We start from the raw sequence: 12,207 nt of genomic DNA, 5'->3' as shown, positions 1-12,207 counted from the left end.
TTTCAACCTTGATGGATTTTTCGGAAGCAGTACTTAAAATCAAAAGTTTGAGAAGTTTTTTCAAATTTTAGACTTTTTTATGTGCTAATTCATTTATTATTTGACGTGATGTAGGATTTCTCAACGGTATTTGAACTATATAAACCTTATGGCATCTCCCTTTTTTGGAATTTGTTTGCCTGGCAATTTTCCTATTCCATTTAGAAAAGAGATGCTATTCTCATTTTTTGGAGGTCTTTCCTTTTCAAGAGAATTAAGTTTGACAAAAAAAATATAAAAGGATATATTGTTTGTAAGTGACTACTAACATTTATAAATATAATGTAAGTTATTACTAACAAATATGGAGGGGAACAAATGAGGGTACTGAAAACAATTGCAAACAGGATCGTAAAGAATCCAATAAAAGTAATAACGATTACTATAGTTGCTATATTACTGTTTGCCATCGGGGCGCAGCAGGTGGAAATGGCAACAGGGAACAACACACTTATTGAGGAAGACACAAAGGTCTATCAGAATAACCTTACCTTGGAACAGGAATTTGGCGGTGAATCGGTAATCGTGATTTACGAAGCTGATAATGAATCCAAATTGCTGAAACCTGACACTTTGAAGCAAATGAAAGACCTCGAAAGTCAGTTGCGGGTACAAGAGGGCATCTATTCAATCGTCGGCCCCCATACAGCTGTTCTAAAAATATCCGAAAAAAAAGCCGAGAAATATGAAGAAGGCCTGACGGAAATGGCTGACGGTCTGGAGGAAATGGGAGAAAAACTTAAAGAAATCAGTACAAACATGGAAGAAAATACTTCAAGCCAGTCAGGCTTACCGGATTTTGGATCGAAAATATCTGAAATGGAAAAGGGCATCGGTAAGATGGTCGAAGGACAGAAAAAACTGGAGCAGGGTACAGGGGGATTAGTAAACGGCTATTCCAGTATGGGTAGTCAACTCAAGGACGTTGCACTGAAACTCCAGCAATCCGCCGCACAAATGGAAAAGACCGCTGCAGGAAGACCGGCACAGCAGAAACAGGCAGCAGAGTTAAAACAGGTTGGTCTGAAACTTGGCGGAATGGCTGATCAGATGGTTAGCGCCTCCGAGAAAAGCGCACAACTCCCTAATGTATCCAGAAATACCATCAATGGCTTGCAGGGAATGGAAAAAGGACTGAAAGGGCAGCAAAGCCAACTCGATGAAATGGGCGAAAAACAGGCCCAGCAGCAAAAAGATTTGGAAAAGCTTGCAGAGGGACTTACGAAAATGGGGGAAAATCTCATTTCTGTAAGTGATAATCTCAGTGAAATGATTACCTATTCTGACAGCATGTCGCCTGTTATCCCAGAAAAACAGGAGACACTTGACCAAATGATTTATGAAGATGACGGATCATTGCGCACCATATTTAATGACATGATTATCGACGGAAAATACATGATATTCATGATTAAGTTTACGGGTGATGCTACAGACACCAATAAAAGTAAAGCAGTTGCTTTTGTAAAGGATTATATGGAAAAGAACCCGATTGAAGGGATAGACACTATGGTGTCGGGAAAACCGGTTCTGGATAATTCGATCCGAACAGAGATGAAAAATAGCATGCAAAAAATGATGGGTCTTTCCATCTTGTTCATGATTCTGGTTCTCGGTATTGTGTTCCGTGTGAAATGGCGCATATTGCCGCTTGTGATAATCTTGATTGCTGTAATTGGTACAGTTGGATTGATGGGGTGGATCAGTGTGCCAATCACGATGGTTTCGATGGCGGTATTCCCGATTTTAATTGGTCTCGGTATTGACTATGCAATTCAATTCCAAAGCAGATATACAGAAGAAATGAAAGGGGAGGAACAATAAAGATGAAAAACAAAAGCACCGAAAGTGCCAAAAAGACCGTAATCAAGATGACACCCGCTGTCCTTACAGCTCTTTTAGCTACAGCCGTAGGGTTTTTATCCTTGTATACGTCACCGGTCCCAATGATACAAGACTTCGGAAAAATGCTGACAATTGGCATGGTGGTCAGCTTTATAGTCGGATTGTTTATCCTGATTCCGATCCTATTTACCCGGGATCATTTTTTCACAAGATCAAGGACAGAGAATCAGAAAGCAAAGCCTGAGCATTCAAAAATGGAGAAGGCTTTTGGCATGCTCACCAACTTAATTATTAAACTCAGATGGCTGATCCTTTTAATCGCCATTGTCACAGCCACAGCCGGCATTTGGGGGGATATGAATACTGGGGTGGAAACAGATGTAGAAACCTTTATGCCCCAGGATACCCAGGAACTGGAGGATATTCACAGATTGCGTGACATCCTGGGTACCACCGACCAGGTCTCTATCATGTACAGTACAGACAACGTACTTGATAAAGAAACGTTGGAATGGACTGAGGAACTGACTGCTTCTCTTCAACGTGAGTTCCCGTCAGTTGTCGTCGATACAAATTCATTGCCTGCACTATTAAAGCAAGCAAATGATGGAGAGATGCCGGATCAGGAAGAAACAGCCGACATTCTAGCGGATATGCCGGAAGAACAGTTGAAGCTTTTTGTGAATGAAAATAGAGACAGCGCTGTCGTGAATGTCGGCATCAAGCATCTTGAGGCAGAAGAATTGCAAAATTTCATAGCAAGAATGGAAGCATACGTTTCAGAAAGCCAGCCGGAAGGCATCAATGCGATAGTAACCGGTAAGTCGGTTCTAGATGTGGAAATGGTTACCGCACTGACAACAGGCCGATACAAAATGACGTTGCTGGGGATGGGCCTTGTATTTATAGCGTTGCTTTTGATTTACCGGCACCCGGTTAAGGCATTCATTCCTTTACTACCGATTTTGTTCATCGTCGGGTGGTCAGGTGGAATGATGTACTTGTTTGACATCAACTATACACCGCTCACGGCAACCCTTGGTGCTCTTATTATCGGTATAGGCACGGAATTCACTATCTTGATTATGGAACGATTTTATGAGGAGCGTCGAAAAGGGTCAGAGAGACGGGAAGCGATCATAACAGCCAACCAAAAGATCGGCAAGGCTATTTTTGCTTCAGCCTTTACAACAATCGGAGGTTTCAGTGCTTTGCTTGTTTCCGACTTCGTGATCTTGAGCAATTTTGGTATGATGACATTAGTGAACATTTCCTTCGCTCTTATTAGCACGATTATCGTCCTGCCAGCAATCTTGATGTTCCTTGACAGATTTGTGCAAACAAAGGGCGACAAGGAAAGCGGATCGGAAACTGTAATGGGGTGAAATAGATATGAGAGATAAAACAGACCAGATTTTGAATGCGGCAATCAAAGTATTCATCAAAAAAGGATTTCTCCAGACCACAACACAGGAAATCGCCAAGGAGGCAGATGTGGCTGAGGTGACGCTTTACCGCAAATTTTCCACTAAGCAGAACCTGTTTGAGACCGTGGTGAAAAAAGCACTCGAGAATGAATTCCATACAAAAGTCATGAAGTTTGCAGAAGAACCGGAGACAGAGGATTTTTTAAGGCGCATACTTGATGATCGGCTTACGGCTCTGTCAAAAAATCGAAAGCTTGCCAAAACACTTCTAGCCGAAAGTTTTATGGGCCATTTAGCTGAAGATATTAATTTTCCGATTATTATTTATAACGGGCTTAAAAAAGGATTGGATATACACTTCGCTAGACTTGAAGATAAACCGGACATAGGTCTCCTTGCCAATCAAATAGGGGGCATTCTCCTCAGCAGTCTAACTTTCCCTTCGGAAGTACCTTATTATAAGCTCCCAGCAAAGAATAAAGAAGAACTGTTAAACGGATATGTGAATTCTTTGAAGGCTTTTATAGCAAGTTAATTTTAATAAGGAACGGAGGTAAAGAAAAAACAAAGGGAGATTCCCCCTACGTTTTACGGGAGCGTTAGTAAATAAGCTAAAGGTAAAGTACCCTTTATAAAAATTTCTACATCATTTAACCCCCATCCAAAACAGGATGGGGGTATACGTGTTAGTAGTATTAAAAATCTTGATATTTCCTTATTGCGGGTTGTGACAGCTTCGCTGGTACCACCCCTAATCAGTCAAACATCGGGATGCAAAAAGTTTTTCAAAAGAATGGATACACTTCAAGCGGAACGATTGAAAACCTGGACCCTGGAGATCCCGAGCTGATTTATTTTAAATATAAAGAGAATCAATGAGATTGGGGGACTAAAATTGATGATCATGGTTTTAGCTGTGTTTCTTCTCATCTTCTCGTTTGATTTCACTAAATTCAGGAAGCAGAATCAGACGATGATTGAACAGAATGAAAGGATCATTGCATTACTTGAGGACATAAAGAAAGAAAACACTTGATAAAAATGGCTCGCAGACGATTGCGAGCCATTCTTCTATACAATTGAAATATAATCTTCATCCACGCTTTCAACACCCTGGTCAAACGTCAGCTTCGTCTTGAACAAGTAACGGACGCCCTCTTGAGAACAAGGGACGCCTTGGGGAATCCGGTAGGTAAATGACAGTTTATTACGTTCATCTGCCCTGATGATATCCGATTTTAATACAGTGGTCGAATCAATGAGTTTCTCTTCTTTTCCATTCTTATCAATCATGACCAAATCACATTCAACCCTCCTCAGCTTTTGTTCGATGATGCCACCTTCTAAAAAGAAGTAACCGCGCAAGAGCTCTCCTTGTTTAAATGAGGTTTTAGGCAGCACAAGATCAATCTTCGCAGACCCGACACCGAAGAGGGACATGTATTTACGCAGTATCATTAGGCATGCTCCTTTTTCACCGTTGTATATTTCTTATCGATTTTTTCGTCGATTTTGTCCATCTCCCGTCGATTTCTTATTATTTCTTCTTTGTTTTCTTCTATTAATTGAGAGAGGTTTGATTTTAATTTTTTCATTGTCCATTACTTCCTTTCAAAGTGAAATAATAAAGAAAAGACCTTTACCATTGGTAAAGGTCTTTTGTGGACATATATAAGCCTTCACCAACTGGTAAAGGTCTCGCTAACAACATGGTTGTCAATAAAGCCGAGAGCGTGCACTCTGTAATGACGACTTTATTGTTACAGCTACTCCCCTTTAGGAGAATATTAAATTATGAGACCATCATAATTGATACAGGGATAGATGTCAACTGATATGAGATACTTGGATCTTTCATTATATCAAACCCAATGCAGGAATCACCAGAGTGAAAAGAGAAATAATGGGTTAGGAAGAAAAGGAAAAAGGAGCTGGTCATATGTATGAATTGAAAACAAAACAAAATGATGAGAGCGTCATTGAATTTATTGAGGGAGTGGAAAATCCTAAAAAAAAGGAGGATGCTTATAGGCTACTGGATATTTTCAGTGAAGCAACCGGATTTGAAGCAAAGATGTGGGGGGCAAGTATTATCGGATTCGGTTCTTATCATTATAAATATAAAACCGGCCACGAGGGAGATGCCCCATTAGTGGGGTTTTCACCGAGAAAATCCAAGATAAGCTTATACTTTGCCACTGGTGACTCTGAAAGAGAGAAGCTCCTGGAGTCATTCGGGAAGCATACATCCGGTAAGGGGTGTGTGTACATAAATAAAGTAGCAGACGTTGACGAAACGGTGTTAAAGCAATTGATTCATCAGTCTGTGAACTTTTTACAACAAACGTATCCTGAAGATCACTAAATTTTTATAGGGAATCAGTCTCGTTCATGTGACTAATTCCTTATTTTTTTTGATTGGAAGCATTTTATTTGTGTTTCAAGTTAATATCCTATATTATTAATCTTGAATTAAGACTATCATGGTTCAAGATACATGATTTCAAATCATTCCAAAACCTTGATAAGGATCATTTCACATACAGAAAGGGACGATTCAACATGACAAAGGTATTATATATTACAGCACATCCACACGATGATACACAATCTTATAGCATGGCTGTAGGGAAGACGTTTATCGATACGTATAAAGAAGCAAACCCAGGTCACGAAGTTGTTACTATGGACTTATACAAGGAAAACATCCCACAAATCGATGCTGACGTATTCAGCGGCTGGGGTAAATTGCAATCGGGTAAAGGATTCGAAGAACTTTCTCAAGAAGAGCAAGCAAAAGTTGGCAGACTCGGTGAATTATCCGATCAGTTTGTCGAAGCTGATAAATATATTTTCGTTACACCATTTTGGAACTTCTCATTCCCTCCAGTAATGAAAGCCTATATTGACTCTGTATCAGTGGCAGGTAAAGCCTTCAAATATACGGAACAGGGACCGGTTGGACTTCTGACTGATAAAAAAGCTCTTCATATTCAAGCACGTGGAGGGATCTACTCAGAGGGTCCGGCAGCGGCAATGGAAATGGGACACCGCTACCTGGAAGTAATGATGCAATTCTATGGCGTTCCTTCATTTGAAGGATTATTTGTAGAAGGACATGCAGCAATGCCTGATAAAGCGGCTGAAATCAAAGAGAATGCCATTGCAAGAGCAAAAGATTTAGCACATACATTTTAATAATAGAGGGAGTCAACGATTACGTTGGCTCTTTTTCTTATATTTCCATTTATTTGCAACTTTTTAAAAAAATACGAAACTCCAGAGACGTTTCATTCGTATAGAGACAAGATAGGGAGTTGAGATAATGAAGGATCAAGAGTTTATTGATATTGAATTAGGGGAAGATGAATCACTCGCATCCTTGTTACAATCAATCGTGACCCAAAAGAGGGAAGAATTAGGAACGCATGCCGTTTATGTTCAAGAGATCATATCTACATATGACAACGGCTTCACGGTTATTCTTGAAACCAGCCAAAGTACTTATTAAATGAGAGAGGGAGGCATCAATGGAATTGATGCTCCCCCAGTTCATTATAATAACCGGGAGTAGCAAGGGCACAGAAGATTTCAGACCATTTCTGATGACTCTTACTACCATTGCACTAATCAATGTGGACCCCTAATGAACCGTTTGTATTGAGGATATTAAAAAGAAACCCCGGTACAGGACCAGAGTCATCGGCTTTCATTTATTATCTTTTAATGAACATTTGAGTCCAATAATGACCGTATGATCCACCCTTCACATAACCTACCCCAATTTCTGTATATGTCGGGGAGAGGATATTTTTTCTATGACCTTCGCTGTTCATCCACGCTTCTACAACTTCAGCTGGAGTCCTTTGACCTGCAGCGATATTTTCTCCTGCTGCTTGGTAGGAAATCCCGAAATCCTTCATCATTTGGAATGGGGACCCGTATGTCGGGGATGTATGACTGAAATAGTTCTTCGCAATCATGTCTTCCGACTTATATCGCGCTACCCTGGCCAACTCCCAATTTTCCTTCAATGGGGGTAAACCCACTTTTGAACGCTCGTTGTTTACGAGTTTCACTACTTCATATGTATAACTTTCAGCAGTGGCATTTACTCCAGGAATATTTACACTTTGACCAGGATAGATCACATTAGGGTTACTGATCCCGGGATTTGCTGAAATCAATTCTGATACACCAACCTGATGTTTCACGGCAATTTTCCACATCGTATCCCCGTAAGTGACCGTATAGGTACCTGCAGCGGATACCTTTGAAGAATTTCCAAATCCAATGACAAAAGTGACAGACAACAATAAGATTGATAAAAGTTTTAAAGTTTTCATAGTTCTATTGAAATATAATTCTGTTAATTTTAAAACAGGTAGTTGTTACCACCATGTAAGGAAACCCGTTTAATCAACATATAGTAAATTTTACTAGGATAATAAACCGGTTACTTTATAATCACAAAAAGAATAAATAACTCCCATAATATGGTCTTCCTTTGATATACTTATTTTATAATATGTTTTACTTATGTTTAATTTGCCGAGATACATACTAAAGGAGTGTAGTGAATGAACTGGTTGAATTGGAACGACCTTTTAGCCCCGTCCAATCCATATGCGGCTGTTTTATTCGGGATCATCCTCACCATAGTGGTTGCCTTCAGTATTTGGGTTGAAACGCGACAAATACGAACTCTTTTTATTGCAATGATCTCAGGTGGATTGACCACCATCATCGGAGTCGGACTCCTCACGATGGTCGGATTCTATTAGGAAGGATGAAATGATATGAAATCCCTTTTCTTAGTCATATTTGGGGCCATCGCGGGATGGGGAATCACGGGTTTTCTCACGGAAGGTTTTGAAACAGATTATCTGTTTATCCTGATCATAGGAATCGTGATCGGACATAGTTTAGGGAGGAGGAAAGAAAGAGAAGAATTTACGGAGTCAATTTGACAGCTTGATTTTTAAAAGTGAAAAGGAAGTATACACAAATGAAGCCTCTATTACTGAAAAACTATGATTTATTATTATTTGATCTGGGTGATACATTGTTCGATCACTCAGTCGCTTATAAAAGAGGAGTGTATGAGACCATCCGTCAGTTTTTTTATTCTGAAGGAACTAATAAATAAGTAGATGATCCCCAAAGAGAAGTTTACCCGGGCTATATGGTAAATCACGCATTGGACCTGGAAGAATTAATCATCAGGGGAGAAAGGAAGACTTCCGATGACAAGACCACCAGCAATTGAAGCAGCTAAACGATTCATCCACGAATATTTCCCAACCTGTCAAGCGGCACTTCTCAGTGGAAGCGTCGTGAGAGGAGAAGAGACAGCAACTTCGGATCTTGATATTGTAGTCATCGATGAACACCTCCAATCTGAATACCGAGAATCCCTTATTTGTCATGGATGGCCGATAGAACTATTCGTACATAATTTGAAAACCCTCCGTCACTATTTCCAATCGGACTACCAACGGGCCCGACCCTCCTTACAAAAGATGGTATCAGAAGGAATTCCACTCATTGACCACGCAATCATCGACACAATCAAGCTAGATGCGACTACCATTTTGAAAGACGGGCCTCCTGAGTGGTCACCGGAGACCATTCGGATGAAGAGATATTTTCTCACGGATGCCCTTGAAGATTTTATCGGCTCGACGAATAGAGGGGAAAGCATTTTCATCGCGAACTCCATAGGGGAATTACTTCATGAGTTTGTGCTCAGGACGAATCATCATTGGATAGGCTCTTCAAAGTGGATCGTCCGTGCATTAAAAGAGTATGACCCGCAATTTACCGAGGAATATGTAAATGCTTTCGAGCAATTCTATCGGAAAGATGAGAAAAAGGACGTCGTGAGGCTGGTCGATTCGGTTCTCCAGACACATGGTGGAAGATTATTTGAAGGGTTTTCGGTAGGAAAAAGATAATTAAACTATTTAACATTCAAAAGCCCTTCCGAATAGAAGGGCTCACATGGATATCATTATACTAGAATCTGAAATTCATCGTGATCGACGCTGTTGACACCATCGTCAAAGACAAGTCGGGTGACGAACTTATAAGAAACCGTCTCACTGCTTGGTGGAAATGCATCTGAAAGCCTGCACGAAAAGTGAATGGTGCGTTGTTCGTTTGCTTTCATCGTTGATGAGCTTAGAATGGTATTTTGATGAAGAACAGAAGAACGATTATCGTCATACTGTAAAAGATCTGTCTCAATCCTTTTTAACTTCTGCTCTACCCGTCCGCCGGTGAGTTCATATTCACCCTTGATAACATCTCCTGGGCGAAACTCCTTCTTATTCAATACCAAATCAATCTTTGTAGCACCAATACCGAACCTGCACATCAGTTTGCTAAACATAACAGCCTTCAACCTCTCAATCATCTAGTTACCAATTCTACGCATTAAGGAGAGCTTTGGTTTCATTAATATCGCTTTGAATACGACTATATTCTAAATAAACGGAACCACTTTGTCTATACTCCTTCTTCGACATTTTTCGCAGTTCCTAAAACATACCATATAAGCATATTAACCCCTATATTTCACCATCAATAACCAATGAAGTAAGGTAAATGGGATTTATTCCATATAGAGGTAGAAATATAGTCGAATTTTCTATAAAATAAGACTAGAACATTATCATATTTTGGTAAAATACGAGCTTAAAAGGGGTTATACAAATTGAAGGAAAAGAAGAAAAAGAAAAAAACCCATGTCCCATTGAGAATGAATTTACTGTTTATATCGGTCTTTTTTCTATTTTCACTTCTGATTCTTCGTCTTGGAATTGTACAAATTGTACAGGGAAACCATTATGAAGCAGAAGTCGCAAGAACAGAAAATGTAAAATCCCATAATGGAACACCTCCCAGAGGGAAAATTTATGACCGTTACCGGAATGTCATCGTCGACAACGTTCCACTGAATGCCATTACGTACACGAGAACGCAAACGACGAAGCCTAAAGATATGCTAAAGGTTGCAGAGAAATTAGCTGAATTGATTGAAATGGACCCAAATAAAATTACCGATCGTGACCGGCAGGATTTCTGGCTTCTGACTCATCCTGATCAAGCGGAAAAGCTTGTTTCAAAAGAAGAAATAAAGAAGCTGGAAGATGATGAAGACATGGCTGAGGATGAAAGGAACAAAAAGATTTACGAAATGCAGCTTGAGAGGATCACTAAAAAGGATATCGACTCTTTTTCGAAACAGGAAGAAGAAGTACTCGCCATTTTCCGTGAATTCAATACGGGATATGCACTTAGTCCCCAAATCATCAAAAATAAAGATGTATCTATGGAAGAAATGGCGAGGGTGAGCGAACGTTTATCTGAAATGCCCGGTGTAAACGTCACTACGGACTGGGAAAGGAAGTATGTGAATGATAGTACATTGAGAACAATTCTAGGCAGGGTATCCACCTCCCAACAAGGACTGCCGAGCGAACTTGTAAAAGAATATAAAGCTCAAGGGTATGCTTTAAATGACCGGGTTGGAACGAGTTATTTTGAATCTGAATATGAAAACATCCTTAAAGGACAAAAAGAAGAAATCGAGTACATTACGAAAAATGGTAGCGTCCTTGATACACAGCTTGTAAGCGAAGGACATAGTGGTAAGGATGTCGTATTAACAATTGACTTGCAGCTCCAGAAAGAAATTGAAAAGATTGTTGAAGAAGAGCTTAGCAAACAAGCCTCGAAATATTGGGAATCTCCATTCCTGGACCGTGCATTTGTCGTCATGATGGACCCGCACACAGGTGAGATCCTCTCCATGGTAGGAAAGAAGTATGGTAAGGATGAAAATGGAAAGACGGAATTGCAGGATTATGCTTTAGGAACGTATACTTCTGAATATGGTGTAGGATCTGCTGTAAAGGGTGCAACTGTGTTGACAGGGTATATGACTGGAGCGTTGAATGTTGGGGAGGTTTTGTATGACGAGGCAATTGCCATAAAGGGAACTCCAGTTAAAAGATCATGGTTTAACCTCTCAAGAGGACCCATTTACTTAAATGATATCGATGCACTGGAGATTTCTTCAAACGCATACATGTTTAAAACTGCGATAAAAATTGCAGGTGGTGTATATAGGAAGGACCAGCCCATCGATATGGACCCAAAAGCATTTGATACCATGCGTAATTACTATAGCCAATTTGGACTTGGCGTCAAGACTGGTATAGACCTCCCTGGAGAAGTGGAGGGATTAAAAGGAACAGAACGAGAGCCAGGTAAGTTAATGGATTTCGCCATTGGCCAATACGATTTATATACTCCCATGCAGCTTGTTCAGTATGCCTCCACAATAGCTAATGGAGGTTTCAGGATGGAACCTCATTTAATGAAAGAAGTTAGGGAACCCAGTCAGGAAAGAGACAAAGTTGGGCCTTTGATTTATGAAAATGAGGCTAAGGTTCTGAATAGAATCGATGCAACCGAAAGACAAATTCAGCAAGTACAGAGAGGATTTTATAAGGTAGCACATGGTAGCCAAGGTACTGCCAATAATTTCAGAAATGCACCATATGATGCAGCAGCTAAATCTGGTACTGCTGAAGCATTTTACTATAGTCCAGAGCAGAAAAAACAATTTGATACCTACAATACGACTTTAATTGGATATGCGCCATATGATAACCCAGAAATAGCATTCTCTGTAGTCTTACCCTATTCACATCAAGACAAAGATCCATACGTAAACAAAACCATCGCCAAACGCGTCATGGACAAATACTTCGAATTAAAAAAGCAATATGAAAAACAAGGCTACTATAACTCTTCAACAGAAGAAAAAGTCCGTAATGCTGATAAGCTTGAAAACACAGAAGATCCAGAAACAACAGAAGAATAA

At 40.0% G+C, this 12,207-nt stretch carries 16 protein-coding genes; 12 read left to right on the top strand and 4 right to left on the bottom strand.

Annotation, left to right across the window (positions count from 1 at the left end; genetic code table 11):
• Positions 1-468 precede the first annotated feature (468 nt).
• From ACSQ2E_RS11910 to ACSQ2E_RS11895, 4 genes are all read left to right on the top strand, one after another.
• Positions 469-1,863, top strand: coding sequence for an MMPL family transporter (locus ACSQ2E_RS11910; RefSeq protein WP_435990726.1), 1,395 nt, complete (start codon positions 469-471; stop codon positions 1,861-1,863).
• Between the two features lie 2 nt (positions 1,864-1,865).
• Positions 1,866-3,269 carry an efflux RND transporter permease subunit gene (locus ACSQ2E_RS11905; RefSeq protein WP_029548206.1) on the top strand — a complete coding sequence of 468 codons (1,404 nt, stop codon included), beginning with the start codon at positions 1,866-1,868 and terminating at the stop codon, positions 3,267-3,269.
• A 7-nt stretch (positions 3,270-3,276) separates the two neighbouring features.
• Positions 3,277-3,846: a TetR/AcrR family transcriptional regulator gene (locus ACSQ2E_RS11900; protein WP_010025395.1), complete on the top strand. Its 570-nt coding sequence runs from the start codon at positions 3,277-3,279 to the stop codon at positions 3,844-3,846.
• 360 nt (positions 3,847-4,206) lie between these two features.
• Positions 4,207-4,347 (top strand): hypothetical protein, encoded by a 141-nt coding sequence (locus ACSQ2E_RS11895; protein WP_435994700.1) that lies wholly within the window; start codon positions 4,207-4,209, stop codon positions 4,345-4,347.
• Positions 4,348-4,382: 35 nt separating this feature from the next.
• Here the strand turns inward: ACSQ2E_RS11895 and ACSQ2E_RS11890 are convergent, their stop codons facing one another.
• Both ACSQ2E_RS11890 and ACSQ2E_RS11885 read right to left on the bottom strand, forming a co-directional pair.
• Positions 4,383-4,769, bottom strand: coding sequence for a sporulation protein (locus ACSQ2E_RS11890; RefSeq protein WP_435990725.1), 387 nt, complete (start codon positions 4,767-4,769; stop codon positions 4,383-4,385).
• Positions 4,769-4,906: an FbpB family small basic protein gene (locus tag ACSQ2E_RS11885; RefSeq protein ID WP_435990724.1), complete on the bottom strand. Its 138-nt coding sequence runs from the start codon at positions 4,904-4,906 to the stop codon at positions 4,769-4,771. The genes ACSQ2E_RS11890 and ACSQ2E_RS11885 overlap by 1 nt, the downstream gene beginning before the upstream one ends.
• Before the next feature lie 344 nt (positions 4,907-5,250).
• On the opposite strand from ACSQ2E_RS11885, the gene ACSQ2E_RS11880 reads away from it, so the two are divergent.
• From ACSQ2E_RS11880 to ACSQ2E_RS11870, 3 genes are all read left to right on the top strand, one after another.
• Positions 5,251-5,676: a DUF1801 domain-containing protein gene (locus ACSQ2E_RS11880; protein ID WP_435990723.1), complete on the top strand. Its 426-nt coding sequence runs from the start codon at positions 5,251-5,253 to the stop codon at positions 5,674-5,676.
• 197 nt (positions 5,677-5,873) lie between these two features.
• Positions 5,874-6,509 (top strand): FMN-dependent NADH-azoreductase, encoded by a 636-nt coding sequence (locus ACSQ2E_RS11875; protein ID WP_435990722.1) that lies wholly within the window; start codon positions 5,874-5,876, stop codon positions 6,507-6,509.
• A gap of 127 nt (positions 6,510-6,636) precedes the next feature.
• The gene (locus tag ACSQ2E_RS11870; RefSeq protein WP_435990721.1) at positions 6,637-6,822 is read left to right on the top strand and encodes a hypothetical protein; all 186 of its coding nucleotides are present in this window, start codon (positions 6,637-6,639) and stop codon (positions 6,820-6,822) included.
• 205 nt (positions 6,823-7,027) lie between these two features.
• On the opposite strand, the gene safA is transcribed toward ACSQ2E_RS11870, so the two are convergent.
• Complete coding sequence (gene safA, locus ACSQ2E_RS11865; protein WP_435990720.1) at positions 7,028-7,657, bottom strand: SafA/ExsA family spore coat assembly protein; 630 nt, start codon at positions 7,655-7,657, stop codon at positions 7,028-7,030.
• Between the two features lie 234 nt (positions 7,658-7,891).
• Between safA and ACSQ2E_RS11860 the strand changes: the two genes are divergently transcribed.
• From ACSQ2E_RS11860 to ACSQ2E_RS11845, 4 genes are all read left to right on the top strand, one after another.
• Positions 7,892-8,095 carry a hypothetical protein gene (locus ACSQ2E_RS11860; RefSeq protein WP_435990719.1) on the top strand — a complete coding sequence of 68 codons (204 nt, stop codon included), beginning with the start codon at positions 7,892-7,894 and terminating at the stop codon, positions 8,093-8,095.
• Between the two features lie 15 nt (positions 8,096-8,110).
• Positions 8,111-8,281: a tRNA U-34 5-methylaminomethyl-2-thiouridine biosynthesis protein gene (locus ACSQ2E_RS11855; RefSeq protein WP_435990718.1), complete on the top strand. Its 171-nt coding sequence runs from the start codon at positions 8,111-8,113 to the stop codon at positions 8,279-8,281.
• 38 nt (positions 8,282-8,319) lie between these two features.
• Complete coding sequence (locus ACSQ2E_RS11850) at positions 8,320-8,460, top strand: hypothetical protein (protein ID WP_435990717.1); 141 nt, start codon at positions 8,320-8,322, stop codon at positions 8,458-8,460.
• A 97-nt stretch (positions 8,461-8,557) separates the two neighbouring features.
• Positions 8,558-9,268, top strand: a complete 711-nt coding sequence (locus ACSQ2E_RS11845) for a nucleotidyltransferase domain-containing protein (protein WP_435990716.1) — start codon at positions 8,558-8,560, stop codon at positions 9,266-9,268.
• Between the two features lie 56 nt (positions 9,269-9,324).
• Here ACSQ2E_RS11845 and ACSQ2E_RS11840 read toward each other — a convergent pair whose 3' ends face one another.
• Positions 9,325-9,705 (bottom strand): sporulation protein, encoded by a 381-nt coding sequence (locus ACSQ2E_RS11840; protein WP_435990715.1) that lies wholly within the window; start codon positions 9,703-9,705, stop codon positions 9,325-9,327.
• 369 nt (positions 9,706-10,074) lie between these two features.
• Here ACSQ2E_RS11840 and ACSQ2E_RS11835 point away from each other — a divergent pair, with 369 nt between their 5' ends.
• Positions 10,075-12,207 carry a peptidoglycan D,D-transpeptidase FtsI family protein gene (locus ACSQ2E_RS11835; RefSeq protein WP_435994509.1) on the top strand — a complete coding sequence of 711 codons (2,133 nt, stop codon included), beginning with the start codon at positions 10,075-10,077 and terminating at the stop codon, positions 12,205-12,207.

This window comes from Rossellomorea sp. LjRoot5 (genome assembly GCF_964253455.1).
GTDB lineage: Bacteria > Bacillota > Bacilli > Bacillales > Bacillaceae_B > Rossellomorea.
This window is presented reverse-complemented; position numbering and strand designations above follow the sequence as displayed.

Excerpts from the sequence above, each read along its gene's own strand:
- ACSQ2E_RS11870 (WP_435990721.1), top strand. The coding sequence starts at position 6,637 with ATGAAGGATCAAGAGTTTATTGATATTGAATTAGGGGAAGATGAATCA.
- ACSQ2E_RS11885 (WP_435990724.1), bottom strand. The coding sequence starts at position 4,906 with ATGAAAAAATTAAAATCAAACCTCTCTCAATTAATAGAAGAAAACAAA.
- ACSQ2E_RS11855 (WP_435990718.1), top strand. The coding sequence starts at position 8,111 with ATGAAATCCCTTTTCTTAGTCATATTTGGGGCCATCGCGGGATGGGGA.
- ACSQ2E_RS11875 (WP_435990722.1), top strand. The coding sequence starts at position 5,874 with ATGACAAAGGTATTATATATTACAGCACATCCACACGATGATACACAA.
- ACSQ2E_RS11845 (WP_435990716.1), top strand. The coding sequence starts at position 8,558 with ATGACAAGACCACCAGCAATTGAAGCAGCTAAACGATTCATCCACGAA.
- ACSQ2E_RS11840 (WP_435990715.1), bottom strand. The coding sequence starts at position 9,705 with ATGTTTAGCAAACTGATGTGCAGGTTCGGTATTGGTGCTACAAAGATT.
- safA (WP_435990720.1), bottom strand. The coding sequence starts at position 7,657 with ATGAAAACTTTAAAACTTTTATCAATCTTATTGTTGTCTGTCACTTTT.
- ACSQ2E_RS11880 (WP_435990723.1), top strand. The coding sequence starts at position 5,251 with ATGTATGAATTGAAAACAAAACAAAATGATGAGAGCGTCATTGAATTT.
- ACSQ2E_RS11905 (WP_029548206.1), top strand. The coding sequence starts at position 1,866 with ATGAAAAACAAAAGCACCGAAAGTGCCAAAAAGACCGTAATCAAGATG.
- ACSQ2E_RS11890 (WP_435990725.1), bottom strand. The coding sequence starts at position 4,769 with ATGATACTGCGTAAATACATGTCCCTCTTCGGTGTCGGGTCTGCGAAG.
- ACSQ2E_RS11910 (WP_435990726.1), top strand. The coding sequence starts at position 469 with ATGGCAACAGGGAACAACACACTTATTGAGGAAGACACAAAGGTCTAT.
- ACSQ2E_RS11850 (WP_435990717.1), top strand. The coding sequence starts at position 8,320 with ATGAAGCCTCTATTACTGAAAAACTATGATTTATTATTATTTGATCTG.
- ACSQ2E_RS11900 (WP_010025395.1), top strand. The coding sequence starts at position 3,277 with ATGAGAGATAAAACAGACCAGATTTTGAATGCGGCAATCAAAGTATTC.
- ACSQ2E_RS11860 (WP_435990719.1), top strand. The coding sequence starts at position 7,892 with ATGAACTGGTTGAATTGGAACGACCTTTTAGCCCCGTCCAATCCATAT.
- ACSQ2E_RS11835 (WP_435994509.1), top strand. The coding sequence starts at position 10,075 with ATGAATTTACTGTTTATATCGGTCTTTTTTCTATTTTCACTTCTGATT.